At 67.2% G+C, this 25,301-nt stretch carries 23 protein-coding genes, 1 tRNA gene and 2 pseudogenes; 9 read left to right on the top strand and 17 right to left on the bottom strand.

Going from position 1 to position 25,301, the window contains the following annotated elements; genetic code table 11:
• Positions 1-62: 62 nt before the first annotated feature.
• The 4 genes from ACFYRY_RS17825 to ACFYRY_RS17840 form a co-directional block, all read right to left on the bottom strand.
• Positions 63-1,523: a penicillin-binding transpeptidase domain-containing protein gene (locus ACFYRY_RS17825; RefSeq protein ID WP_389145813.1), complete on the bottom strand. Its 1,461-nt coding sequence runs from the start codon at positions 1,521-1,523 to the stop codon at positions 63-65.
• The gene (locus ACFYRY_RS17830) at positions 1,520-2,908 is read right to left on the bottom strand and encodes an FtsW/RodA/SpoVE family cell cycle protein (RefSeq protein ID WP_389145815.1); all 1,389 of its coding nucleotides are present in this window, start codon (positions 2,906-2,908) and stop codon (positions 1,520-1,522) included. The genes ACFYRY_RS17825 and ACFYRY_RS17830 overlap by 4 nt, the downstream gene beginning before the upstream one ends.
• A 43-nt stretch (positions 2,909-2,951) precedes the next feature.
• Positions 2,952-3,719, bottom strand: a complete 768-nt coding sequence (locus ACFYRY_RS17835) for an SH3 domain-containing protein (RefSeq protein ID WP_389145817.1) — start codon at positions 3,717-3,719, stop codon at positions 2,952-2,954.
• 119 nt (positions 3,720-3,838) lie between these two features.
• Positions 3,839-4,345, bottom strand: coding sequence for a dual specificity protein phosphatase family protein (locus ACFYRY_RS17840; RefSeq protein ID WP_389145819.1), 507 nt, complete (start codon positions 4,343-4,345; stop codon positions 3,839-3,841).
• A 130-nt stretch (positions 4,346-4,475) separates the two neighbouring features.
• Between ACFYRY_RS17840 and ACFYRY_RS17845 the strand changes: the two genes are divergently transcribed.
• The gene (locus ACFYRY_RS17845; RefSeq protein WP_389145821.1) at positions 4,476-5,273 is read left to right on the top strand and encodes a nuclease-related domain-containing protein; all 798 of its coding nucleotides are present in this window, start codon (positions 4,476-4,478) and stop codon (positions 5,271-5,273) included.
• A gap of 97 nt (positions 5,274-5,370) precedes the next feature.
• On the opposite strand, the gene ligD is transcribed toward ACFYRY_RS17845, so the two are convergent.
• Positions 5,371-6,252, bottom strand: a complete 882-nt coding sequence (gene ligD, locus ACFYRY_RS17850) for a non-homologous end-joining DNA ligase (protein ID WP_389145823.1) — start codon at positions 6,250-6,252, stop codon at positions 5,371-5,373.
• 72 nt (positions 6,253-6,324) lie between these two features.
• Here ligD and ACFYRY_RS17855 point away from each other — a divergent pair, with 72 nt between their 5' ends.
• Positions 6,325-7,398 (top strand): Ku protein, encoded by a 1,074-nt coding sequence (locus tag ACFYRY_RS17855; protein ID WP_389145826.1) that lies wholly within the window; start codon positions 6,325-6,327, stop codon positions 7,396-7,398.
• 149 nt (positions 7,399-7,547) lie between these two features.
• Here ACFYRY_RS17855 and ACFYRY_RS17860 read toward each other — a convergent pair whose 3' ends face one another.
• Both ACFYRY_RS17860 and ACFYRY_RS17865 read right to left on the bottom strand, forming a co-directional pair.
• Complete coding sequence (locus ACFYRY_RS17860) at positions 7,548-8,048, bottom strand: peptidylprolyl isomerase (RefSeq protein ID WP_389145829.1); 501 nt, start codon at positions 8,046-8,048, stop codon at positions 7,548-7,550.
• A 108-nt stretch (positions 8,049-8,156) separates the two neighbouring features.
• Positions 8,157-9,482, bottom strand: a complete 1,326-nt coding sequence (locus tag ACFYRY_RS17865) for an acyltransferase (protein ID WP_389145831.1) — start codon at positions 9,480-9,482, stop codon at positions 8,157-8,159.
• Positions 9,483-9,612: 130 nt separating this feature from the next.
• On the opposite strand from ACFYRY_RS17865, the gene ACFYRY_RS17870 reads away from it, so the two are divergent.
• A complete protein-coding gene (locus tag ACFYRY_RS17870; RefSeq protein WP_389145834.1) occupies positions 9,613-11,376 on the top strand; it encodes an SMI1/KNR4 family protein in 1,764 nt (587 codons plus the stop codon).
• Between the two features lie 83 nt (positions 11,377-11,459).
• On the opposite strand, the gene ACFYRY_RS17875 is transcribed toward ACFYRY_RS17870, so the two are convergent.
• Together ACFYRY_RS17875 and ACFYRY_RS17880 are read right to left on the bottom strand one after the other, a co-directional pair.
• Positions 11,460-12,116: a DUF3105 domain-containing protein gene (locus ACFYRY_RS17875; protein WP_389145837.1), complete on the bottom strand. Its 657-nt coding sequence runs from the start codon at positions 12,114-12,116 to the stop codon at positions 11,460-11,462.
• Positions 12,117-12,209: 93 nt separating this feature from the next.
• The gene (locus tag ACFYRY_RS17880) at positions 12,210-12,686 is read right to left on the bottom strand and encodes a hypothetical protein (RefSeq protein ID WP_389145839.1); all 477 of its coding nucleotides are present in this window, start codon (positions 12,684-12,686) and stop codon (positions 12,210-12,212) included.
• A 158-nt stretch (positions 12,687-12,844) separates the two neighbouring features.
• Between ACFYRY_RS17880 and ACFYRY_RS17885 the strand changes: the two genes are divergently transcribed.
• Together ACFYRY_RS17885 and ACFYRY_RS17890 are read left to right on the top strand one after the other, a co-directional pair.
• Positions 12,845-13,588 carry a ferritin-like domain-containing protein gene (locus tag ACFYRY_RS17885; protein ID WP_389145842.1) on the top strand — a complete coding sequence of 248 codons (744 nt, stop codon included), beginning with the start codon at positions 12,845-12,847 and terminating at the stop codon, positions 13,586-13,588.
• Positions 13,589-14,057: 469 nt separating this feature from the next.
• Positions 14,058-14,447 (top strand): hypothetical protein, encoded by a 390-nt coding sequence (locus ACFYRY_RS17890; RefSeq protein ID WP_389145845.1) that lies wholly within the window; start codon positions 14,058-14,060, stop codon positions 14,445-14,447.
• Here ACFYRY_RS17890 and ACFYRY_RS17895 read toward each other — a convergent pair.
• The 5 genes and pseudogenes from ACFYRY_RS17895 to ACFYRY_RS17915 form a co-directional block, all read right to left on the bottom strand.
• Entirely contained in the window at positions 14,428-14,757 is a 330-nt protein-coding gene (locus ACFYRY_RS17895) for a hypothetical protein (protein WP_389145848.1), read from the bottom strand. The two genes, ACFYRY_RS17890 and ACFYRY_RS17895, sit on opposite strands and share 20 nt — an antisense overlap.
• A gap of 357 nt (positions 14,758-15,114) precedes the next feature.
• Entirely contained in the window at positions 15,115-15,531 is a 417-nt protein-coding gene (locus ACFYRY_RS17900; protein WP_389145850.1) for a type II toxin-antitoxin system VapC family toxin, read from the bottom strand.
• Entirely contained in the window at positions 15,528-15,791 is a 264-nt protein-coding gene (locus ACFYRY_RS17905) for a CopG family transcriptional regulator (RefSeq protein ID WP_389146318.1), read from the bottom strand. The genes ACFYRY_RS17900 and ACFYRY_RS17905 overlap by 4 nt, the downstream gene beginning before the upstream one ends.
• 66 nt (positions 15,792-15,857) lie before the next feature.
• A pseudogene (locus ACFYRY_RS17910) lies at positions 15,858-16,169 on the bottom strand (AAA family ATPase); the annotation flags it as partial.
• A gap of 667 nt (positions 16,170-16,836) precedes the next feature.
• A tRNA-Arg gene (locus ACFYRY_RS17915) sits at positions 16,837-16,903 on the bottom strand.
• 173 nt (positions 16,904-17,076) lie between these two features.
• Between ACFYRY_RS17915 and ACFYRY_RS17920 the strand changes: the two genes are divergently transcribed.
• The 4 genes from ACFYRY_RS17920 (at position 17,077) to ACFYRY_RS17935 (ending at position 23,826) form a co-directional block, all read left to right on the top strand.
• Entirely contained in the window at positions 17,077-21,198 is a 4,122-nt protein-coding gene (locus tag ACFYRY_RS17920; RefSeq protein ID WP_389145853.1) for an AAA domain-containing protein, read from the top strand.
• Between the two features lie 116 nt (positions 21,199-21,314).
• Positions 21,315-22,538, top strand: coding sequence for a DNA cytosine methyltransferase (locus ACFYRY_RS17925; protein ID WP_389145856.1), 1,224 nt, complete (start codon positions 21,315-21,317; stop codon positions 22,536-22,538).
• A gap of 529 nt (positions 22,539-23,067) precedes the next feature.
• Positions 23,068-23,625, top strand: coding sequence for a hypothetical protein (locus tag ACFYRY_RS17930; RefSeq protein WP_389145859.1), 558 nt, complete (start codon positions 23,068-23,070; stop codon positions 23,623-23,625).
• A gap of 6 nt (positions 23,626-23,631) precedes the next feature.
• Positions 23,632-23,826 carry a hypothetical protein gene (locus ACFYRY_RS17935; RefSeq protein ID WP_389145862.1) on the top strand — a complete coding sequence of 65 codons (195 nt, stop codon included), beginning with the start codon at positions 23,632-23,634 and terminating at the stop codon, positions 23,824-23,826.
• A gap of 210 nt (positions 23,827-24,036) precedes the next feature.
• Here the strand turns inward: ACFYRY_RS17935 and ACFYRY_RS17940 are convergent.
• From ACFYRY_RS17940 to ACFYRY_RS17950, 3 genes and pseudogenes are all read right to left on the bottom strand, one after another.
• Positions 24,037-24,399: pseudogene (locus ACFYRY_RS17940) on the bottom strand (hypothetical protein); the annotation flags it as partial.
• On the bottom strand, positions 24,399-24,827 hold the full coding sequence (locus ACFYRY_RS17945; protein WP_389145865.1) for an ATP-binding protein: 429 nt from the start codon (positions 24,825-24,827) through the stop codon (positions 24,399-24,401). The gene ACFYRY_RS17945 and the pseudogene ACFYRY_RS17940, both read right to left, overlap by 1 nt.
• Positions 24,828-24,873: 46 nt before the next feature.
• Positions 24,874-25,281: an NUDIX hydrolase gene (locus ACFYRY_RS17950; protein WP_389146321.1), complete on the bottom strand. Its 408-nt coding sequence runs from the start codon at positions 25,279-25,281 to the stop codon at positions 24,874-24,876.
• Positions 25,282-25,301 lie beyond the last annotated feature (20 nt).

Below are 25,301 nucleotides of genomic sequence, written 5' to 3' on the forward strand. Positions count from 1 at the left end.
CAATCCCCTGTACGCGATCTGTCGGCCCCGCGACCGCTCCACGTTCCCGAGCCACGTGGCGCCTACGACAGGTTCAGCACCGCCGCCATCACCGCCCGCGCGATCGGCGCCGCCATCCCGCCGCCCGTGATGTCCCCCCGCGCCTGAGACGCGTCCTCCACCACCACCGCCACCGCGACCCTCGGCTCGAGGTCCCTGTCGCCCTGTGCCCAGGACACGAACCAGGCATACGGCGTACCGGCGTTGAGGATGCCGTGCTGGGCGGTGCCGGTCTTGCCGCCCACGATCGCGCCCGGGATGGCGGCGTTGGTGCCGGTGCCCTCCGTCACGACCTGGGTCATCAGCTCCTTCAGGCGGGCCGCCGTCTGCGGTTGCATCGCCTGCCGCACGGAACGGGACCCGGCCGTCCCCACCGTCGACCCGCCCGCCCGGACCGTCCGCTCCACCAGATACGGCTCCCGCACCAGCCCCCGGTCGGCCACCGCACCGGCGACCATCGCCATCTGCAACGGCGTGGCCCGCGTGTTGTACTGGCCGATCGAGGACAGCGCCAACTGCGCCCGGTCCAGCGTCGTGTCGAAGGTGCTCGGCGCCACCGAGAACGGGATCCGCAGCTTCCTGTCGTTGAAGCCGAAGGCCTGCGCGGTGGCCGTCATGTCCCGCACGCCCACGTCCGCGCCGAGCTTCGCGAACACCGTGTTGCACGACCACTTGAAGGCCTCCCGCAGCGAGAGGTCGACACAGCCGTCGGACTCGTTGGTCAGCGTGGTCGTCGTCCCGGGCAGGGTGTAGGGGTCCGGTGAGCGGGTCGGCTCGTCGAGGTCGGTGATCACACCCGCGTCCAGCGCGGCGGCCGCGGTGACCACCTTGAAGGTCGAGCCCGGCGGATACGTCTGCCGTACCGCCCGGTTGAGCATCGGCTTGTCCACGTCGCTGTTCAGCCGCGCCCAGGACCGGGCCACCTCCGCGTCGTTCCCCGACAGGACCGCGGGGTCGTACGACGGGCTCGACACCAGCGCCAGAATCCGCCCGCTGGACGGCTCGATCGCCGCCACCGCGCCCTTGCGGCCGGCCAGCCCCTGGTACGCCGCCCGCTGCGCGGCCCGGTCGAGGGTCGTCACGACGTCACCGCCCGGGTTGCGGGCGCGCGTGAAGTCGTTCCACAGCGGGAACGGCGACAGCAGCGGATCCTCGCCGGACAGGATGCCGTCCTCCGCGTGCTCCAGGAGACTCGTCCCGTACTCCTGCGACGCGAAGCCGGTCACGGGCGCGAACATCGGGCCGTCGGTGTACGTCCGTTCGTGACGGAGCTGCTCCCCGGTGTCCCGGGATCCGGTGACCGGCCTGCCGCCGACCAGGATGTCGCCGCGCGGCTGGCCGTAACGGGCGATCTCCGAGCGGCGGTTGCCCACGTTGTCGTCGTAGAGGCGGGCCTGGAAGACCTGGACGCGGGTGGCGCTGACCAGGAGTGCCATCAGCAGCAGGACGCAGAAGACGGCGGCGTGCCGGATGTGCCGGATCACCGGATCACCTGCCCGGGGTTCTCCTTCTCCTCCTCGGCCCGGCCGCGGGCCGAGTCGCTCACCCGGATCAGCAGGGCCACGATCGCCCAGTTGGTGACGACCGAGGAACCGCCCTGGGCCAGGAACGGCATCGCCATGCCGGTCAGCGGGATCAGGCCGGTCACCCCGCCCCCGATCACGAACACCTGGAGCGCCACGATGGACGCCAGCCCGACGGCGAGCAGCCGGCCGAAGGGGTCGCGCAGGCACAGGCCCGCCCGGTAGCCGCGCTCCACGAGCAGGCCGTACAGCAGGAAGATCGCGGACAGGCCGGTCAGGCCCAGCTCCTCGCCCGCCGTGGCCAGGATGAAGTCCGACTTCACGGCGAAGCCGATGAGGACGGAGTGGCCGAGCCCGAAACCGGTGCCGACCACACCGCCCGCCGCGAACGCGAACAGGGACTGGGCGAGCTGGTTCGGTCCCTGACCCGCCTCGATCGAGGCGAACGGGTGCAGCCAGTCCTCGACCCTGCTGTGCACATGCGGTTCCAGCCAGCCGACGGCGACCGCGCCGAGCGAGGCCAGCAGCACACCGACGGCGATCCAGCCGATGCGGCCGGTGGCGACGTACAGCAGGACGACGAACAGGCCGAAGAACAACAGCGAGGTCCCGAGGTCGCGTTCCAGGACGAGCACGACGACACTCACCAGCCAGACGGCCACGATCGGGCCGAGGACGCGGCCGGTCGGCAGCTGGATCCTGCTGAACCGCCAGACCTGGCGGCCCGCGTACGCCAGCGCGTTGCGGTTGGCCGCCAGATACGCGGCGAAGAACACCGCGAGCAGCACCTTCGCGAACTCGCCCGGCTGGATGGAGAATCCGGCGATCCGGATCCAGATGCGGGCGCCGTTCACCGCCGGGAAGAAGATCGGCAGGGTGAGCAGGGCGAGGGCGGCGGCCACACAGACGTACGCGTAGCGCTGCAGGACGCGGTGGTCGCGCAGCAGGAGCACGACCACGATGAACAGGGCCACACCGAGGGTGGACCACACCAGTTGGGTGGGCGCGGCCCGGTCGCCGGGCGTCTCCAGGTCGAGCCGGTAGATCAGCACCAGGCCGAGGCCGTTGAGCAGCACGCCGATCGGCAGCAGCAGCGGGTCGGCGCAGGGGGCGCGCAGCCGTACCGCGCAGTGCGCGAGCACCGCGAGCACGCCGAGCCCGGCGCCGTAGCCCGCGGCGCCGGGCGGGAGGGTGCCGTTCCTGGCGACGCCGACCGCGCAGTAGCCGTACACCGACAGCGCCACGGCGAGGACGATGAGGGCCAGTTCGACGCCGCGGCGGCGGGGGAGGAGTACGGCGGGCAGGGGCGGGTCCGCCGCCCGCACGGTGGTTCCGGCCTCGATCATGTCCGGAACCTACCCAAATAGCACCGGTTGTCAGCCTTCGTCGTCAGCACCAGCGTGGCGCGGACCCGATGTTGTCGATGTACCGGGCCGCACCCCAGGCCCAGGTGCCGTCCGTGAGGAGGTACCAGAGCGGGTTGCCGTCGATGGTCTCGCCGCCGGTCTTGCAGAAGATCGAGACGATCTCGCCGCGGTGCGCGTACCGGATGATCTGGCCGCCGCGGTCGGGGCGGGCGCGCAGGGCGAGGGTGCTTGCGGTTACTCGGCCTTGGTAAAGGGACTGGGTGTTGCCGGTGTTGGTGCCGGAGCTGGTTCCGCTGCCGGTGCCGGATTGGTTCGGGTTGCCGTTGCCGGTTCCGCTTCCTGTCCCGTGGCCGTTGCCGTTGCCGTTGCCGGTTCCGCTTCCTGTCCCGTGGCCGTTGTCGTTGCCGGTTCCGCTTCCCGTCCCGTGGCCATTGCCGGTTCCGTGGCCGGTCTGGTTGCTGTTGCTGTTGCTGTTGCTGTTTCCGGTTCCGTTGCCGTTGGCGTTCCCGGTCCCGGCCCCGTTGCCGGTTCCGTTTCCTGTCCCGTGGCCGTTGCCGTTGCCGTTGCCGTTCGCGTTGGCGTTGCTGTTCCCGTTTCCGTTCTGGGTCCCGTTGCCCCCGCCCTGGTTGCCCCCGCCCTGGTTCCAGTTGCCGTCGTTGCCGCTGGTCTGGCCTCCTTGGCCGTTCCAGTCGTCATCCGCGACGGCGGGGGCGGCCATGGTCGCGACGGCCAGGGAGCCGACGGCGGCCGCTATGGCGAGGCGGTGGGTGAGGGAGGAACGCAGGGACATGGGAGTACCTCCATGAGGGAGCGAAGCAGTCGGAACCTGACTAATCGCCACATTAGGAGCGGTGATCGCACCGCGCCCCTCACACTGAGCCATCGGGGAGATCGACCACCGAGGAGTGACTACTCGGCGAGCTCCTCCAGCAGCCGGGCCGTCGGCAGTCCCGCCTTCAGGTACGCGACGAACAGTTCGTTGTGCAGCGCCCAGGGCGAGCGCCGGGCCCGGATCAGCCGTATCGCCTCGTCCGCCGAGCGGCCCTGGCGGACCAGGGCGTGCGCGACGACCAGCCCCGAGCGGTTGTACCCGTGATAACAGCGCACGAGGACCGTGCGACCCCCGTCCAGCGCCTCGCACGCGGTCTGCGCGAGACGGATCACCCCGGCGAGCTGGGTGCCGTCCAGGGGTCCGTCGGGAATCGGCCACACATGATGCTCGACGCCCGGGTCCGGCCCGTGACCGGGCAGCCTCAGCAGGGTCAGCACAAGATCGAACTCGTTCCGCACGACGGCGAACTCGACCTGCCCCGGACCGTTCCTGAACTCGTGCCCGCCCATCCACAGACCGGGCACGATCTCGTTCCACGGACCGTCCGGAGCGGGTACGTCGCCTTGCTTCCCACGTGTGCGCAACGGCGCCTCCCCGAGCCCCGCCAACTCGTCCGGGCGGACAGAACCTACCCGGGTCAACCCCTCCTCAAAGGTAACCGGGTCCTTGCGACGGGAGCGCCCCGCCTGTTCCCATGGTGAGGGGTGATGGTGCATGAGCGGACTGCGCGTCGTACCGACCTGGAGCCATGGTCAGGAGCGGCTCTACGTCTGCCTCACGGACGGCAGGAACATCGCCTGGTACGACCGTGAGGCAGCCCGGATCAACCTGCTCAGCGAGGACCGCAGACAGGATGTGCTCGACGTTCTCGGGCCCTTCCTGACCGGGACGGTGGCCGTGGGTCCGCCCCCGGTCCCGACCCCCGCGGAGCTGGCCAGGCTGTCCCTCCATCCCGACGACGACCTGGCGCCCAACCGTCCCGGCGAGGCGCTCCAGATCGCCCTGGACCGGGACCCGGGGCCCGCGCACCGGCTGCGCCCCGACCCGCGTCGCCGGGCCCTCGCGGCCGAGCAGGCGGTGGGGGAGACCCTGGACCGGCTGGACGGCGCGGGCTGGCGCGCCCTGCACTCGATCCCGCTGCCCGGCGGGGACCGCGTCCACCACCTGGTGATCGGCCCCGGCGGACTGTTCGCCGTCCACACGCTGTACGCCCACAAGCAGCGGGTCTCGGTCGCCGACCCCATGATCGCGCTGGGCCGCCGCGAACCACGCCCGCTGCTGCGCCGCGTCCGCGCCGACGCCGACCGCGCCTCCTACGCCCTGACGGCCGAGGTCCGCCCGGTCCTGGCACTGGTCGGCCCCGCGGACGTGTCGGTCACCGCCCCGCCGCGCGAGGTCCGGGTCCTGACGGCCACCGAACTCGACGGCCTGGCCCGCACCGGCGGCGTCCTCAAACCGGCGGACGTGGAGGCGCTGCACGCGATGGCCCGGGACCGGCGCACGTGGGCCTGAGACGGCTGAGCTGTCTCGCGCCGCGGGTTTCCTGGCGGCACCGGCTGAGGTGATCGTTTGCGGGTGTCAGGGCAGCCGGTGTCAGGGCACCCGGCTGTCAGGGCAGCGTGCCCGCGCGGTCGCCGTCCAGGAGCGGGGCCAATAGGTCGCCGTGGTCCTGTACGCGGGGAGCGATGTCCGGTGCCTGGAAGGCCAGCTGTGCGGGTTCGCCGCACTCCTCGACCTCCGTCCAGGTCACCGGTGCCGACACCAGAGGCTCGGTCCGGGCCCGCAGGGTGTACGGCGTGGCCGTGGTCTTGCGGGCGGCGTTCTGGCTCCAGTCGACGAACACCTTCCCCGGCCTGAGGCTCCGCGTCATCCGGTGGACGACCAGCCTGGGCAGCGCCCGCTCCGCCTCCACGGCCAGTTCCTTGGCGTACTCCGACACCTGATCGGAGGGGGTCTGCCGGACGGCCGCCAGCAGGTGCAGGCCCTTCGACCCGGCGGTCTTCACGCACGCCTCGATCCCGTCCGCCGCGAGCCGCTCCCGCAGCCAGAGCGCGACCTCGCAGCACTCGACGATCGTCGCCGGCGCGCCGGGGTCGAGGTCGAACACGATCCGGTCGGCCTCGCCGGGCGCGTCGATCAGCCACTGCGGGGTGTGGAACTCGGTGACCAGGTTCGCCGCCCACATCAGGCTCGGCAGGTCCTGCACCAGCACCATCCGGGCCGGCCCCTCGGAGCGGGGCACCTCGGCGGTGGTGACCCAGTCGGGCGTACCCGGCGGGATGTTCTTGGTGAAGAACACCTGTCCCTCGGGGCCGTCCGGATAGCGCAGGAGGGACACCGGCCGGTCACGCAGATGGGGCAGCAGGACGTCCGCGGTGGTCGCGTAGTAGTGGAGCACCTCGCCCTTGGTGAAGCCGGTCGCGGGATACAGCACCTTCTCCAGATTGCTGAGCGCGAGCCTTCGCCCCTCCACCTCTGTGATCGGCGTCATACGATGAGAATTCCAGACATTCATCTGTAAGTAGATATAAGTCTTGGCAAACCGATCGAAAGGGTGCTGCACGTGCGATCCATCTGGAACGGCGCCATCTCGTTCGGCCTGGTCAGCATCCCGATCAAGCTGGTGAACGCGACCGAGAGCCGCTCGATCTCCTTCCGCCAGATCCACCTGGAGGACGGCGGCCGCATCCGCTACCGCAAGGTGTGCGAACTGGACGACCGCGAGGTCACCCAGTCGGAGATCGGCAAGGGCTACGAGGACGCGGACGGCACCATCATCCCGATCACCGAGGAGGACCTGTCCAACCTGCCGCTTCCGACGGCCAAGACGATCGAGATCGTGGCCTTCGTGCCGGCCGACCGGATCGACCCGCTCCAGATGGACGCCGCGTACTACATCGCGGCGGGCGGCGCCCCCGCCGCCAAGCCGTACATCCTGCTGCGCGAGGCCCTCAAGCGCAGCCAGAAGGTCGCCGTCGCCAAATACGCCCTCCGCGGCCGGGAACGCCTCGGCATGCTGCGCGTCGTGGAGGACGCCATCGCCCTGCACGGACTGCTGTGGCCGGACGAGGTCCGTGCCCCCGAGGGCCTCGCCCCCGACGCGAACGTCACCGTCAACGACAAGGAGCTCGACCTCGCGGACGCCCTCATGGACACCCTCGGCGAGATCGACCTGGAAGACCTGCACGACGAGTACCGCGAGGCCCTCGAGGAGGTCGTCGCCGCGAAGGCCGCCGGGGAGGCCCTGCCCGAGGCGCCCGAGCCCGCGAAGGGCGGCAAGGTCCTCGACCTGATGGCGGCCCTGGAGAAGAGCGTGCGGGACGCCAAGGAGGCACGCGGGGAGGAAGGGGCGGACGAAGAGCCCGCGGAGGTCAGACAGATTTCGGCCCGCGAATCCGCGCGGGCGACCCCCAAGCAGGCGGGCGGCAAGAAGTCGACGTCGACGGCGAAGAAGACGGCCGCGAAGAAGACGACGGCTGCCCGGAAGTCGACAGCGAAGTCGGCCCAGGGAGCAAAGAAGACGACGTCCGCCAAGAGCACGACGAAGTCGACGGCGAAGAAGACCGGGGCGAAGAAGACGACGACGGCGAAGAAAACCCCGGCGAAGAAGACCGCCGCCCGCAAACGGACCGCGTGAGCCGAGCGCCGCGCACCGAGGCCCGCGCGCCGAGGGCCCCTCACACCGGGGCGCCCTGTGCGCCGCGCGCCGCATGACCTGCGTACCGCGTCAGCGGCCTGCCCGCAGCCGCAGGTCGCGGCGGTGGCCTGTGGTGCGCCGACGTCCCGTCAGCCGAGAACCTTGGCGGACTCGATGATCACGGGCTGAGTGGGCACGTCCTGGTGGCCGCGGCTGCTGCCGGTGCGCACGTTCTTGATCTGGTCCACGACGTCCTTGCCCTCGCTGACCCGGGCGAAGACGGTGTAGCCCCATCCGCTCGGCGTCTTCGCCGTGTAGTTGAGGAACTCGTTGTCGGAGACGTTGACGAAGAACTGGGCGGTAGCCGAGTGCGGGTCGCTGGTGCGCGCCATCGCCACGGTGTACGCGGTGTTCTTCAGTCCGTTGTCGGCCTCGTTCGGGACCGGCGCCAGGGTGGGCTTCTGCGCCATCTCCGCGGTGAATCCACCGCCCTGCACCATGAAGCCGTCGATCACACGGTGGAAGATCGTGCCGTCGTAGTGGCCGTTCTGGACGTACGTCAGGAAGTTCTCGACGGTCTTGGGGGCTTCGGCGTCATGAAGTTCGAGAACGATACGGCCGAAGTTCGTGGTCAGCTCGACGTTGGACATGTAATTCGTCCCTTTCTGGCGGGTCTTGGCCGCAGTATCTTGTCACACAGCCCCCCGCACGCCCGGCGCCCGGGCCAACCGGCACCCGACCTGACATCCCACCACACGTCAGGCGGCCCCCTTCAAGGCACTTCGCCTGCCGGGCCCGTCCGGCCGCAGCGGGACCCGCCGCGCTCCGGGCGCCAGCACCAACGCCAGACCGGCGACCAGTCCCACCGCGGGCAGCACCGGGAACCGCCCGTCGTGCGCGAACCCCTGCACCGCGAACCGGCTCAGCGCGGCGACACACACGAGCAGCCCTAGCCACAGCGTCCAGGCCCGGCGCGGACCGGCGTCCGGACGGACCCGTTCGTACGCGGCCGACAACCCCCGCTCCAACGGCCGCAGCGCCGACAGCACCCCGGCCATGACGACCCCGAGCACCAGCAGCCAGGGCACCCGCAACACCCACCACGCCGCGGACCCGAACGCGGGCTCGGGCGCGAGACCGGTCAGATAGAACGCCGCAGCGATCACCAGAACCGGCAGCATGTGCCACAGGTACAGGTTCATGCTGGCGCCGGCCACCGCCCGCACCGGCCGCCACACCCGCTCCCGAGCCAGCCCCCGCCGTACCGCGGGCGCGACCAGCAGACACACCCCGACCTGCGCCACCGCCCACGCCAGCATCGCCGCCGACGGCGGATCGGTGTTGCCGGGCTGCTGCCCCGTCACCCGGATCAGACTGACCGGGAAGGGCCCGAGGCCGACCAGCAGCGCGAAGGCGAGCCCGCCGCCCACGGCCAGCACGGCGGGCACCGCCCGGCCCCGGCCCAGCAGCCCGTCCCGCCAGCAGAACCCCAACTGGTAGGCGACGCCCCACACGAGCACGTAGTTGAGCGGCCCGACGTACGACAGGCCCCCCGCGACCACCACGGCACCGATGGCCAGCGCGACCGCGCCCATCACGACCGGAACGCGCGCGCCCCAACGACGATGGGCCGTGTGCAGCACGGGCGTCAGCGCGCCCAGCACGAGATACACCGGCAGGAACCAGAACTGCATGGCCATGGCCCACCCGACGAGCGACAGGGTGTACGGATCCACGCCCATGCCTGCCGCGATTCCCACCGAGAGCAGCACGAGCCCGCTGTAGACACCCGTCGGCAGCAGCAGCCGGACCGACCGCCGTCGCACCCACCCGGCGGCGGTGCCGCCCGACGCCCGTTGCCGCTCCCAGGAGCCCGCCGCTCCATGGCCACCGGCCAGGAAGAACAACGGCATGATCTGGAACACCAAGGTCAGCCACTGGGTCCACGGCACGACCGCGAGCAACTCCGGCGCGTCGATATCCCCGCCGGGTCCGCGCACCAGGCCGGTGATCAGCCAGTGCCCGCACACCACGAGCACGATCGCCAAGGCGCGCAGGGAGTCGACGTACCGGTCTCTGTCCATACCTCGTGATGCTGCCGAGCCGCCCGCGCCGGCAAGCCGAAAACACCGTGCCGCAACCAATCCGTGCCCGGTACGACACCGGTCCACCGAGACCGCGTGTGTTGTCAGTGGTGGCCCCTATGGTCCGATCATGAGTGTTCCCTCCGTTGAGGCCTCATGGGCCCGCATCGACACCTGGCTGCGTCGGCACGCCCCCGTCAGCCACGCCCTGCTGCGTCCGCCGGCGTCCCCGTCCGACATCGAGGCCGCCGAACGCACCCTCGGGGTCCGCTTCCACCCCGATCTGGTGGACTCCCTGCGCTGCCACGACGGCGTGGAACTGGAGCGGGGCGCGCCGGTACTGGCCCACTTCGGACCGCTGTCCCGCGTCTCCGACATCGTCGGCAGCACCACGTTCCTCCGCGACATCCGCGCGGACATGTCGGCCGACGAAACCTCCGATCAGGACGACGAGGATGACTACGACGACGAGGACGACCACGAACTCGACGCCTGGTGGCACAAGGACTGGCTGCTGATCACTCTCGGCATCGGCCGGCAGTCCTCCGACGGCCTGTTCCTGACCTGCCACGCCGGTGCGAACTGGGGCCGCCCGGGCCGTTACTTCGACGAGGACTCTCCTTCCTTCACCCCCTGGCCGTCCCTGCGCCACGTGCTCGCCGACTACGCGGACGCCCTGGAGAACGGCAGCCCGTTCAACGGCCTGTTACCGCTCCCGCACGAGGGGATCCTGCTGTGGGAGGAGGAGCGGACCACCCTCCCCGACCCGGTGTCTCCGCTCGCCCTCGCCGCGGCGGCCGGTGAGCCGGAACCACAACCGGAACCAGAGCCGGCGCCGAATCCGGAGGGGGCACTGAAGGGCGCGCGCCTCATCATGATCCGGCGCCGCAACTTCCCGCCCCCGCCTCCCCCGCCGATCCAGCCCGACGTCGTCTTCGCGGAGCACCTCACTCCCGCCGAACTGCTGCGCCGGCTGGGCGCGATACCGGACACCGTCCGCCCGCGCAGCCGTGGCCGGGCCCAGGAGTCGGCGGCCTCGCCCTGGGCGGCGTACCGTCCGATGGCCCGCGCGGGCAGCGTCGGCGGTTGGGCGTACGCGACCCAGGAGGGCGGGGCGGCCCAGTTCACCCGCCCGGAGGTGCTGCGCAGGGCGTCCGCGGGCACCCGCGCGGTGGCCCTGACCAGGCGGGGTCCGGAAGTACAGGTCACGGTGACCGAGGACGGCGTGCCGCTTCCGGAGGCCGGGCGCCATGTCCTGTCACCGCGGGAGGCAGGGGCCTACCGCTGGCCCGGGTCGACGGCGACGTACGCCCGCTTCCTGACCGAACTGGAGGCGGAGTTCGGCATCACGTACCGACCGGCCGACGACACGGAAACGGAACTGACGAGCGCCCTGCTGCTGCCGCCACTGGAGCACATCGACGGGACGGCGGAACAAGTGGTCGACCAGGTACGGCAGTTCGACCTGGCAGCACTCGTCGAACGGACACCGCCCGCGCGTCTACGGGCGGCGACAGCGGCCCAGTTGGCACGACTGGCGGCGGAGACCCGGCTCGACGTGTACGACGAGGTGCGGGACGCGCTGGCGCGCATCGACCGCGACGAGCCAGTGGACATCGCCCCGGACGGCCCGCTGGACCTGCGCATCCGCACCCTCGAAGCCGAGGTGTGGGCGGCCCGCGAGAGCCTGAGAGGACAGCACGGGACACGGAACGACCACGGCCCCGTGACCGAGGCCGACTTGAGCGTGTGGACGATGCGCGCACAGGCGGCCCGCGCGCTGCGCGAGTTCGTCGAGACACCGGTTCCCGCGGCCGCCTCGACGATCCTGCACCACCGGATGTCCCTCCACTGGCGGACCGAGCTGGCGGCGGACCTGGAGCGGGAGAGGTGAGTCCGGCAGCGGGCCGTCGGCGGGGCCGGGCCGGGCCGAGCCTGAGACGTAGGCCCGGCCCCACCCCCTCCCGGTCCGTCCGCTCAGGTCGCGGTCAGCCCACCCGAGCAGGCTGCCCCCGGCTCGGGGGTCTGCGCGCCCTGCACGTACTTGCCGAGGAACTGCTGGACCCTCGGGTCGGACGCGCTGTCGACCGTGAGCTGACGGCCCCAGGCCGACAGCATGATCGCCCCGGCCTGGTCCTTCTCCGGGCTCATCAGCGTGTACGGCGTACGGCCCACCTTGTCGGCGAGCTTCTTCACGTCGGCGTCGGAGGCCTTGTCGCTGTACGTGATCCACACCGCCCCGTGTTCGAGCGAGTGGACGGCGTTCTCATGCTTGATGGCCTTCGTGTAGACGGTGCCGTCGCAGGTCATCCACGCCTGATGGTGGTCACCGCCGACGGGCGGCTTCATCGGGTAAGAGACGGCGCTGGTCACATGGTTGCGGCCGAGCTTCTTGGCCTCCCACGTCTTCTCACCGCGCACCGGCTTCTTCGCCTCGGCGGCCTGCCGCTCCTCCTTCTCGTTGGCGCTGTTGAGCGCGTACCCGCCCCAGCCGACGAGCCCGGCGACGATGACCGTACTGAGACCGATGGTGAGGATCCGGTTGCGCCGCTCGCGGGCTCTCTCGGCCCGGCGCATCTCCTCTATCCGCTCCTTGCGGGCCGAAGAGGCCGCCTTCTTGCTGGTCTTGCTCATGGGTACGTCCTTGTCCCCGCCGCGCGCTGTGATGACGCGGCGGTACGTGGGTGCAGGGGTGAGGGGGACCCGCCTGGACGAGCGGGAGTTCACCTACGTCCGCTGCACCTGAAGGACGTACAGATCGGGAGCGCCCCGGCTGGACGGAGGCCCAGTCCACAGACGCCCGTCCGGCGCGGCAGGGCGCGGCAGCCGGGGGAGGAGGGCCGACAGCGCCTGGGCGGTACCGGGGAGCGTCGTCCGTACGGGATGCAGGGCCGCGTGCTGGGACCGGATGCAGCACGGAGTGCCGGCGGGACAGTGGTGCGGATGCTCCGCGACCACGACACGGTGGGCGCCCTGCCCCGCCGAGACCAGCGTGCCGACCGCGGCTGCCGACCCCCGGCCACCGGAGGCCTGTTGCCGCACCTCCGCCTGTGTCTGCACCGTTGGCTTTGCCTGTTGCTGCGTCTCCCCCCGGTGCCCCGCATCCAGGCACACCACCAACCAGCCGAGCAGCACGCCCAGGACAACCCAGAGCAACGCGAGAGATTCCCTTCGCATCCCGCTCTGCTCCGTCCGGCTGTTCATCAGGGAGATGGTATGCCGCGGGGACCGGCGGGTCGCTCACACGGTGCGCTGCACGCGATTGCTGAACGGGGGGTGCCCGGCAACGCTGGAACGGTTCGCTCTCCGGCTGCGTCATCCCTCTCCGGGCACGGTGGCCGTGTCCCGGAGGGGGAGACCGGGTGCATACGGGCGGCTTCGCCAAGTGGACAAGGCGGTTCGAGGACGAGCGCGAGCGCAGACACGCCCTGGGTGATCCGGACTGGGAGCGCGGCGCGACGCTGCACCCGGCGGTGTGGGCCGGCATCCAACGCTTCCAGGTCGGCGAGGACGGTGACGGCGCCAACCTCATCGGCAAGGCGGACCAGGCCGGCGACGCCGACTACGCGCAGGCGGTGCGGCTCTTCATCGCCGAGGAACAGAACCACGCCCGTCTCCTCGCTCGGCTGCTGGCCACCGGAGGCGTACCGACGCTGACGCGTCACTGGAGCGACGTGGTCTTCGTACGGTTGCGGCGTCTCATGGGCCTACGCCTGGAACTGCTGGTGCTGATGATCGCGGAGGTGGTGGCGCTGCGTTACTACCGGGCCCTGCGCGACGGCACCGACGACGCGCTCACCACGGATGTGGCGGGGCGGATCCTGTCCGACGAGCAGCGCCACGTCCCCTTCCACTGCGAGCGACTGCACGCCTCCCTGACAGAGCTGCCCCGCGCGGTGCGCCGCCCGGTGATGGCCCTGTGGCGCGTTCTTCTGCTCGCGGCCTGTCTCGTCGTCGCCGCCGACCACGGCCCGGCCCTGCGCCGACTCGGCATCGGGCGCCGACGTTTCGTGGCCGACGTCATGACCTCGTCCCACGCGGTGGTCGCCGCGGTGCTGGTGCCCCGCCCCGACGCATGGAGGCAGGCCGGGGCCCAGGGCGGGTGACCTGCGGACGCGACCGTGTCTGCGTCGGCAGGGACACTGCGGCCAAGTCACCTGACGAAACAAAGGGGCTGGCCGCCCTGCGACTTCCGCGAACTCCTCGTCCGCGGCTACGTGGCCACCTACGCCGCTGGCCCGTCCGGAGTGCTCACTCTGGTCGCCGAGGGACGGGTGAACGTCGGCCGACTCCACCTGGAAGGCCGCCGCTCCGGCAACCGAATCGGCTAACTGCTGCAGGCCGCCATCCAGCAGCCCGACCGCCCCCCCCGAGACATCCGCCGCCTACCACCCCCGGCGGCCCTCTGCCCGTACGGACCCCCGCACCACGGTCCGACGGCGCCCGCCCCCGCGCCCCGCGCCAGGGCCACCGGGGAGGCGCCGACCACGTAGACCGCACGCCTCTCGCCCCCACGAGAGCTCGACACAGGCCGAAACACGCAGGGCCGGCACAGCCCGAAGGGAACAGCACGCCATGGCGAACACCGAAACAGCGCTGAAGGAAGCCCTCTCGTCGATCGAGGGCGCGACCGGAGCCGCGCTTGTCGACTACACCAGCGGGATGGCGCTGGGAACCGTGGGAGGCAGCAACAACTTCGACCTCAACGTGGCCGCCGCCGGCAACACCGACGTCGTCCGCGTCAAGCTGCGCACCATGGAGCTCCTCGGCATCAAGGACGAGATCGAGGACCTCCTCATCACCCTGGGCACCCAGTCGGGACCCAACTCGAAGTCTGAGCCGGCCCACCCGGTGGCCAAGCCGGATCTCCCTGCCGCACAGATCAACAGGGCCTGTGCCGAACGCGCCTCCGAACGGCAGAGCTCACCCGCGGATCAGCGGTTCCTCAACGTCGAACTGATATGAGCCGGGTGAGGCCTTCGACCGCCGAGAGCACGGTGTTGAGGGGCTCGTTGGAGTCCGGTGATGTGACGAGGAGGAGTACCGAAACCTCCGGATACTCGTCCTCGTAGAGATCGTCGTCGTCGCCGTCGTCTCCCGGAATGGCGTTCGGCTGGACGTGGATGCGGGTCGTGTCGGCGAGAGTGGCGACGAAGGAGATGCCGAGGTAGTCGCTCTCGCGTTCGGTGAAGGCCGCGGTGAGGCGATCGGCGAGCAGGTCGGACAGCTCCCGGGCCGTGTAGGAGTTCGTGCCGTAAGTCTCGAAGGCGGTCATCGTGGCATTCTCCTCAGGCAACGACCGTCTCGGTGCGTTCGATCAGCGGAGTGGTCGTCTCCACTAGGCACTGGTACGCACTGGCGCGTCTGGAACGACGCTAGGCACGTGGCGCTCACGCCGGGCCGGTTTCTCGCCGCCGGCCGGGGAGCCTGGTATTGAGGGTGCTTCAATCGTGCGTGCTCGGGGCGGAAGAGACAGAAGGCGTGGGAGACGCCCCTATGCATTTCCCGAGGGGCGGCCGAAGGGTGAGGCGAAACGGCCATGGTCCAGATCGGAATGGCTCTGCGGTTGGCAGCCCTGCGGTGGGGAGCGCCGAAGGGGATCGGTTTCGGTACCGCAGGCGAGAGTTGATGCTCAGACCTTGATGACGGTGATGCGAGAGCCGCACAGGGCGGTTAGGTCCTCGGGGTCCGAGGTGAGAACCGTCGTCGGGCCGGGGGCGGCGAGGGCGGTGGCGCTGAGCATGGCGTCGATGGCGTACTTGTGGCCGTGCCGGCCGGCGTCGGCGAGGAGGGTGGCGGCGTGCCGGGCGATGGGCTCGGTGACCGGTTCGATGACGAGGCGGGAGAGGGTCCACTCCAGGGCCGGGTGGTTGATCCGGGGGTGGACCACTTCCACGAGGGTGGCCGCGGAAGTGATCACCCGCAGGTCGTCGGCGCGAGCGAGGGCGAGCCAGCCGGTGACGGTGTGGTCGCGAAGGATGGCCTTGGCCAGCCCTTCGCTGTCCAGGACCAGGGTGCCGCCGGGGACAGCGGGGGAGGGGCGGGTCACGCGGCGTTCGCCCCGCCTTGCGTTTGCTGCTGGCGGGCCTGGTGGAGCTGGTCGCGCAGGGCCTGGATCTCTTCGTCGGTGATGGGCCCGTGCTCGGCCTCGGCGACCTGGATGAGCTCGTTGAGATTGTCCCGCTCGATCTGGCGCGCGACGGCGGCGGCGACATAGGCAGACAGGCCCGAAGGGCCGCTGCGGGCCTTGGCGGCCTCGGCGATGTCGCGCGGCATAGTGATCGAGTACTTGCCGGTAGGGTCACTCATGCTACTTATCCTACCTCTGATCCTCCCTGTACGGGCGAGCGTTGCGCAGCGAACCGTCGAGTGCGCGCCAGGGCCGACGCTGGGGAGCCGGTCGACGTCGCCGATGAACAGCAGGTGGCAGCCGCTCCAGACGGCGGCGAAGAGCCGGCGGGCCAGGGTCGGCTCGAGCGTCGATGCCCCCATGTCGGCGGTCTCCAAAACGCCGGCGTGATCGAAGAGGGAGTCGCCGTCGGGCGGTCCGAAAAGCCGGTGCACGGTCATCGCCACCTGCCCGCAGGTCTCCTCCAGGCGTTCGGCGGCCTTTCCAGTCGGAGCGGCCACCGCGCCTACCGCACCGGCCTCGTCGGCGATCTCGACCAGGGTGCGCAGGGTATGGGTCTTGCCGCAGCCGTCCGCCGGTCAGGACTGAGAGAAGACGGATCAGGGCGGTCAGGATCGCCTGGTACTGCTCGTCGGTCAGCCCAGCCGTCTCCCGGCCCTCAGCGCAGCCAGACGCTCGGCCCACGGAGCGAGATGGGCCAGCGAGGAGCTGGAGCCGAGCAGACGCCGTACGTAGAAGGCCAGTTGCGTTTAAAGCGGAGCGAGACGCGTTCTCCAACCTCATCCTTTGATGCACGGTGCACCACTAGACGGTCGACAGAAAGGGGTGGAAGCGCTACCCGGTCGAACTGCTTGAGAAAATGTGGAAGTTGTCTGGGCTGGAGGACCACGTGAAGCTGCTCCTCCACGCTGCGAACGAGCTCGTCAACCTTGGCGACAACGCGGGATTGCTTGCGGGCACCGCCTCCGACCTGAGGGGCCTCCCGGACGCGGTGCGGATGCTTGACGGGGCCACCCGAAGGCTAGAGCAAGCTGCCCAGCGGATGGGCCGTACTAGGCGCAACGGGCCGGGCGCGACTCACCCTGATCGCGCTGGGCGTCTCGCAGGTCTATCGCGACCAGCGCAAAACACGACAAAGAGCGAGAGCCAGTGAGACTGACTCCCGCTCTTTCATGTCGGCATCCGCACTGGTCAGATCACAGTTTCAACTTTCTGACCGGCGAGTGCCCCCGGCAGGATTCGAACCTGCGCACACGGCTCCGGAGGCCGCTTCCATCTCTCCAAGATGTGCTGGTCAGCGGTCTGCTGCACCGTCCCGGACCTCCCTCCGTCCACGAATAGTCCGCAGGACAGCTCCCGTTGTCGTACCCCGTGCCTAGACTTCGAGCAAGGTCGGTACGGGAGGGCTGGGCAGTGCAAGAGTCAAGTGCGGTCTCGACGGGGGCGGTTCGCCCACAGGTACGAGTGTCCGAGATCGGCGAGTTCGTTCGTCACCAGTCGTGTCAGCGGCGCTTCAAGTTGGACTCGAACCGGCGACGGCTGACGCGGCGCCTGCCCTTCGCCGAACGTCTCTTCAATCCGTTGGACTACGTCCTGTCCGCACGTGGCAAGGAGCAAGAGAGCAACTGGGAACAGGAGCTGCAGGAAGCCGGGTTCGTCGACGTTGCCCCTCATATGCCCACTGTCGAGGAGACTCGCGCTTTCCCCTCGTGGGACGACTTCGCGGCTGCTCTGGAGGGCCTGGAGGGCCAGAACACCGCCTACGGACGCGAGATCCGCTTGTTCGGCAGCCTGGGCGCTTTCGAGGTTGAGGGCCGAGCCGACTTCCTTGTACTCCTGTGGCGGGGTGGCCGGCCAGTGCTTCGGGTGGTCGAGTGCAAGGCCAGCCGCCGAGATCGGACCTATCAGCGGCTGCAAGTTGCCTTCTACGCTCTGTTGATCAAGGAGCGGCTGGCTGCTCATCCGTTGACGATCGCTGGCGAGTGCCTTGACCCGGAGCGCGTCGAATGCGTCGTAGCGCGGATCGACGCAGAAACCAATGAGCGACAGCAGATTATGAATCTGGCGCCGTTGGATCTGTCCCTCGAAGAGGCAGATGCCTTGAGGCTTGTGGCCGACGACGGAACTCTTGCCGGGATTATGGCCACGGAACTGGATGACCTTGGCTATCAGCTCGATGCTAAGTGTGACGGCTGTGTCTTCAGTGTTGACTGTCTGACAGAGAGTGCCCGACAGAGGAGGCACGAGCTGTTGGGAATTAGTGCACCGACGGCTGCTGCGCTACGGCAAGCTGGAATCCAAACAATCGACGATCTCGCAGAGATTGATTCCGACGACCCTCGCGCTCGTATCGTACGCGCTGACCCTGGCTTTACTGAACCGGTTGAACGTCTGCGTACCCTTGCAGCTGCCCGGCGATCAACGTTGCCAGGCGGCGACGAGAACCCTGACAACTTCCGGGTCCAGGCGTACAACCCCTCTCCCACAAGCCAACTCCCGGAATATGAGCAGGATGGCCAGAGGGTAGTCCGGATCTACCTCTCAGTCGACTACGACTACACAGAGAATCGCATCGGAGCAGTCGCGGCACATATCACGAACAGTGACGGTGCGATCCATACCCAATGGAATGAAGCACAGGGTGAAACTCGGGTACCGAGCCCGGATGTCGTCGAGCGTGTACGCACCGTCGACTCGAACGGTCGGAAGCAGTGGGGCGATCCGCGGCCGGTGCAGGGACAATCGATCGTTCACTTCCAGTCGTCCGAATGGAGTGGAGAATATCTCTCTGACACTGGTTCCGAGCGTCAGATCCTGCAATCATTCTTCAATGACTTGACAACTGCTATCGCCGAAATTTCGGATGGTGGAAACGTCAAGCTGCACTTCTACGTTTGGTCCCGCAGTGAGATGAGCAGGCTTGTTGAGGCATGTTCACGGACTAGTGGCAAGCTACTCAGCGCCTTGAGGGAGTTGCTGGGCTGCAGGGAGAGTCTGGAACAGCTCATCTACTCCTGTGTTCAAGACGAGGTGAATAGTCGATACGCCCTGGGCTGGACCGGGCGAGGCCTTTCTGTTGTAACCTCATTGCCTTGGTTCGGACGCTCTTATCACTGGCGTCGACGCGTTGCAGGCCAAGAGGTGGACCTGGATCATGTATTTACGCAGGACATCTTCGACTTCAAAACCAGTCTTGGGATCGATGGTCAAGGTGGTTGGGCCAAGGGGAAGCAAGATGCGGTTCTGTCGCATCGCTTCGAAATCCGAAGTCGGTTTCATGACAGCCTTCCCGCCCCATATTGGCATGCAGCTTGGGACACGCTCCCGGATCCCGATAGCACCTCCGTCGAAATTCCAGCGAATACTAGGAGCGCAATTCGGCGCTACCAGGTAGCTGGCGAGATCGGCATGTTGAAGGAATACCTGAAGGCGCGCATCATTGCGTTGAGATGGGTCGAGGAGGCCGTTGCCTTCAAAAATCCCGATATTGTAAAGCCGACGTTGCAAGTTGCCGATCTTCGGCGGTTTACTCTGGGAGTGAATGATGTCGCTGCGGCTGGCATCGACTTTCTGCGCCTTGACCACTTCGTTAAGTTGAACGACTGGACGGCGACCAATATTCAGCCGCCAGCGTCTCGTGTCCCGACGGGTCGGACACTGCCGCTTGCGGAAGTGCAGAGCCTCGGGAATGGGCGTCTGACTGCCACAATCATTCCGGCCGAATATGGGCTGGAACTCGAAGAGCTCCGCAACAGGTCTCCATTCCAAGTGGGCTCAATGTGTCGGATCAACCCATGTAATGCAGACGTGTACCGCGGCCAATCCATTCGCCAGCTACGTAAGGGCGGGCGCACGGGGACGATCAAGGCCATCGATTGGGACACTGGTGAAATTGAGATTTCGGAATTCTACAATCCGGAGTCTCGCTACGTTCTGCAAGGAGGGTACAGCCGAGACGCTGAGCCTGTTTTTGACTTCGCGACGCTGGATGAGTCGCCGTCGGACTACGTCGCTGGCAGAGTTGAAGACCGACTTACGAGTGCAGTCGGCTCTCACGTTTATCCATGGCTTGATCCTGAACGACCGAGAGTCACTCCCCGCACACCACTGACACCATCCGAGACAGCTCAGTGGCAAGCGGTCATCGAAGGTATCGAATTCCAGACGGGCTTCGGGCTGTCCCCTGATCAGGCACGGGCAGTCATCGAAGGACTCGATACACGCATGCAGGTACTGCAGGGGCCGCCTGGGACGGGAAAGACTCAGACCACCAGCGTCGCCATTGCGATTCGGGCTGCTCAGCGTTTGCAGGCTGGTGATGTTGTTCTGGTCGCAGCACATACGCATGCCGCAGTTGACACGTTGTTGGAGCGTCTGCAGCGAGTGCTTCCGGAAGTATGCGCAGCTGGTGAAGAGGCTGGCGTGCTAATTCCCGACATCGAGATCGGCCGAATCCACTCGACGCAGATTCCGGCAACAGGAAACTCGTTCGGCGCCACGGATATTCGCGCAAATTCGAGCACCAATGCCATCAAAAAGATGAGTAAGAACGGAGTCGTCGTACTTGGTGGTACGACAGCGGCGCTACTCAAGATGGCAAAAAAGTTGGACACAAGTGCGACATGGCAAAACAGGGGTGGCTTCTCAGTCCCGTTGCTCGTAGTAGACGAGGGATCGATGATGGTGCTCCCTCATTTCCTGGCCCTTGCCACGTTGGTCTCTCCGGATGGAGATGTACTCGTGGCCGGTGACCATCGTCAGTTGGAGCCGATCGTTGCGCACGACTGGGATCACGAAGACCGTCCTCCCTCCGTCGTCTACCAGCCCTTTTCGAGTGCATTCAATGCGTTGCGTGGTATTGGATCACGCGAAGACATCGGTCCTAATTCAGTTCGCCGCTCGGCGCTTGAATTGACATTCCGCCTACCACCGCTGATTACTGAAGTTATCGCTCGGCTCTACCGCCTTGACGAGATCGAACTCAAAAGCCTCAAGGAAGCGTCGACTATCGATGGCGAGGTTGACGAAGACGCCGATCATCAAGGGTTGGAGAGGGTTTGGCGCGGGGATACAGGTTTGTACCTCGTTTTGCACGACGATAAGTCGTCGAGGCAGAGTAACTCGGTTGAGCTTGAAATCATTCAGCAGGTACTGGCCTCGAACAATTCGCTTCCCGCAAATAGCGTCGCCATCATTACCCCACACAGAGCGCAGCGCTCCATGCTGTCAGCCCACATCTCCGACCCGGCAGTGGGAGTGATCGACACTGTGGAGCGACTCCAGGGTGGCGAGAGGCCGACCATCGTGGTCAGTGGAACGGCGAGCGACCCTGCAGCTATCGCCTCAAATGCCCGCTTCTTGCTCGATCTCAACCGGTCGAACGTCGCCTTCAGCAGGGCCCAAGAGCGGCTCATCGTCGTCTGTGCGCGATCTCTGCTGGACGCATTGCCGGCGGAGCTGGAGGACTATCACGCCGCTCTGCTGTGGAAGTCGCTGCGCTCGCTGTGTACCCGTCAGGTAGGAGAGGGCCATGTGAGCGGGGCTGCGTTCGAGGTGTACACGGTCCCCCGGCAGCTTGATCACTGAGGGAACGCGAAGTTGAGGAGCTGCGCGCTCGACAAACGACCAGGTCACTTGACAACCCGGTCTCAGATACTGTGAGCTCGACACGGAGGTTACCGAGGCCACAGGAGGCTGACCAGGTGCGGGCGCGCAGGCCCTTTGGGCGTGTTCTATCCCTCTTTACGGGTGCTGGTGGCCTAGACGTCGGCCTTGAGCGGGCGGGGCTTGCGACCGTTGCATGTCTGGAGACTGACGGCGATGCGCAGGCTGTTCTGCGGGCAAATCGTCCCGCATGGTGGGTCCCCGCCGACGGTGACGTGACTGCTGCGGCAAGTTGGCTGACTCCAGCGCAACTTGGGCTGAAGCGGGGCGAACTGGATTTGATCGCCGGAGGACCTCCGTGTCAGCCATTTTCTAAGGCGGCGCAGTGGAACAGGTCGTCTCGCGTCGGAATGCGCGACCCGCGTGCGCAGAGCATTCATGGAATGTTCGATTTGATGGAAACTTTTCTTCCGAAAGCGCTTCTCATTGAGAATGTGTCGGGTTTCCTGCAGGGCAGGGAGAGTGCAATCGATGTTGTCATGGAGCGGCTCGACAGCATAAATCGAAGGCATGGCACAAATTACGGCCTGTCATGGAGAATCGTCGATTCCGCCGACTATGGTGTCCCGCAGCACCGGCAGAGGGCTATCGCCATTTCCTACCGCGAAGGACAGGAGGTAGTGCTCCCAAATCCTACGCATCTTGGCAAGCCTGTAAGGTCCTGGGATGCCCTTTGGGATCTTGAGGAAACAGAGAAGCCCGCACCTTCGGGTTACTGGTCCGGACTGTTGGCCTCGATTCCCGAAGGGAAGAATTACCTACACCATACGGCGCGGGGCGATGGTGAAGAAATTTTCGGCTGGCGGACTCGTTATTGGTCGTTCTTGTTGAAGCTGGCCAAGGATCGCCCTTCCTGGACCCTGCCGGCTTCACCGGGACCCAGCACGGGACCTTTTCACTGGGAGAATCGACCGCTTTCTGTGCGCGAGCAAGCTCGTCTCCAGAGCTTTCCCGATGTTTGGCGGTTTTCCGGCATTGAGCGGGTACAACGACGGGTCGTCGGAAACGCCACCCCTCCCCTGTTGGCTGAGGTGCTAGGACGAGCTATCGTCACGCAGCTGGGGCTGGGAGGCGACGAGGAGCGCGAGCTACTCATGTCGCGACGACCTAGTCTCTTGCGCCCCCGGCGGCGTGTAATTCCCAGCGAGGAACCTGTTCTTGCGGTTCCGAACGGCTATCGAGAGCACATCGGGGCCAAAGAGGCACATCCGGGTCATGGTCGCGGACCGTCTCCGCGAATGGTCATCGAGGAAGTCGCTTAGCCGAGGTGAGTGGGCTCGTCCGTGGACGGGCAGCGCTGCCGTCGGAGTCGGACAAGGAAGGCAGCGAGTTCAACTACCTGATGGTCTTCCCGGACGGTCCACGCGAATTCGTTGGTTCCTCAGCCGACGACAGTCAGCCACGATGGCGGGTGCGCCGACCGGGTAGGCGCGCGTATGTCTCGCTGCACCCCCACCGGCCTTAACCATGTTGTCGGAGTATGTCGCCGACAAAGCAAGGCGAAGTGGCTCAACTCCGCTCTGGCGCAGCCGTCCTGGCAGGTCGTCAGCCGGGCGTTGCGGTGTGGAATAGCCTGTTGCAGCTCAGGCGAGCGCCATGGTCATGCAGCTTGCCCGGCGCCGTCACTACTGCTCTTTCCTCGGCGAGCTTATCGAGTGCCCCACATACTCGGTTGCACATGCGATGAGTTGCTGGGCGAGAGACAATTGATACATGCGGCGACAACGCATTGGCGCCCTTGCGCTCGTGGGATGGATCGTCTTACGGCAGGTTTTCGGCAGGTCGGAGTCTGTGTCTGATTCCGTCGCCCCCGATGCTCCGAACGCTCTTGCTGAAGCTGAGCCTTCCCGTCGGCTCATGCTGGAGGTGTGTCTGCAGGAGCGCTCGCATCAGACCACTTCTGTGAGTGGACTCAATGCCTTCGCGGCTGCCTTGCTCGGCTTCGAAGCGGTCCTGGGTGTGGTAGGTCTCAAGATCGATGCCTGCCCGAACTGGAAGGGTGCTGCCCTGTGCGCCCTGGCCCTTGGCATCCTTTCGATCTTGCTCTCGCTGATCGATTTCGTGTTCCCCTCGCGCACGCTACGCACAATCCCCCCGGGCTTCATCAGGAAGATCATCCCGAGGAGGCTATGGTCGATCTCTCCGGCGGCCCTGGCTGGGCGCTTCGAGCATCCACTTGCCAGAAGCGAGACTGTCGTGTTTGCGACGGCCGCGCGCATCTTCATTCATGGGACGGATTATGTGATCAAGCCTAAGAAGCGCTGCTTGACGGCATCGGTCCTCTTCCTTGTCTGTGCACTAATCTTGGGAGGAGTCGGCGTTGGCGTGAAGGCCGTAAGAGGAGGATGAGCGGAAATGGCAACCTCGAAGAACGCTCGCGGTGTCCTTAAGCCCCCGCGCATCTCGAAGAAGGCATCGCGAAAACTCCGCAAGGAGGCTGAGGGGCGTGCGGCCGAGTTGAAACGGCGCGAGCAGGCTGAAGCGGCGGCGCATCTCGACAGGCTGACCGAAGAATACTTCGACCAGTCACTATTGATCCACGGAGAGTAGTGCCGAGATGGATGTTCAAGTGACGCTAGATCTGGGTGACGCACTCCTCTGGTATGGGTAACTCACGGCTGTACTCGCGGCACGGGCGCCGGCCGGGCTGGAGCGGGGCGGAGACAGGAGCGCAGGCCCGGCCGGGGGCCGGGTCGCGCGCGGGGAGCGGAGCGAGCCGCCTTGAACCAGTAGAGAAAGTTGTAACTCAGTCGGTTGTAGGGGCTTGAAGTCGTTTACGCAGGCTGGGAGTTCGACGCCCTGGCGGTGGGCTAGGGGCAGGAAGAGTACTGGTCGGATCGTCCATGTGATGCGTGTGGTGGCATGGATGACGGATACCGTGCAGGACTCCGCGCGTAAGAGCGCTCGTCTCGTCTCGATACGGCCGTCGTAGAGCCACTCCCACGCCTCGTCGGACGCGTCGGGGTCGAGTGCTGGAGAGATGGTGCGCAGGGCGACCGCTACCCATCTGCTGGCTTGCGGTGCCGAGTACGCATCGAACGAGCCTCGTAGCATCCGTGGCGTTCCCTCGGTGAGGTCTTCGGTCCAGCACTCGCACCAGTAGCCCGGCTGCGGCTTGTCCATCAGCACGGATGGCCTCCCACGCGAGGGGCTGTGAAGAGTTCCGCGGTGACCGTGTATCCGCCGTGGCTGTCGTGGACCACAACCCGATGGGCGATCGCGCTGACCATCCCCAGGCCTCGGCCGTGCTCCGCCTCCTGGCCCTGGTGCTCGGCCTTCGGGGCTGTGCCAGCGCCTCCGTCATCCGTGACTGACAAGGCGATGACCTGCGTGGAGACGGCAAGGGCCAGGTGGAAGCTGCCGGTGGTGAGGCCGCTGGCGGTGTGGAGGATCGCGTTCGCGCTCAGTTCGCTCACGATCAGTTCGGCGTCCTCGGCGAGGGGCGAGTCGCGCAGGATGTCTCTCGTCCAGCGGCGGGCCCGGCTGACCTCTTCTGGGAAACCTGGGCAAGTGAGTCCCCAGACCCGCGCAGTGCTCGTATACTCGTGCATACAAGTTCCTTCGTGCTGGTAGGCCGCCATGTGCAGCGGGTTCGGGCTAGACGAGTTTCACGCCGTCGTGGGCGCGGATGGCCGGCGGGGATGTTGCGTCCAATGCGTCCAGGACGCGGATCGCGTATGCCTCGTCGGCGAGGTCGGTGACTTCTTCGCGGGTGGCCCAGCGCAGTGCGCGGGTCTCGTCCCCAGTGGTGGGTGTGCCGTCGGCGGCTTCGCAGCGGAAGACGAGGGAGACGATCAGGCCCGTCATGTTCTTGTAGATGCCGGTGAGGGTCGCGGGGAGTGCGATTTTGATGCCGGTTTCTTCGAGGACTTCGCGCTGGAGTGCCTCGGGGATGGTTTCCTCACGTTCGAGGACTCCGCCCGGGGGTTCCCAGTGGCCGTTGTCGCGGCGCTTGATCAAAAGGGCGCGGTCCTGGTCGTCGACGATGACTCCGGCAACGCTCACGGAGTGCGGACGGTCAGTGC

It is taken from the genome of Streptomyces sp. NPDC005263 (assembly GCF_042872365.1).
Lineage (GTDB): Bacteria > Actinomycetota > Actinomycetes > Streptomycetales > Streptomycetaceae > Streptomyces.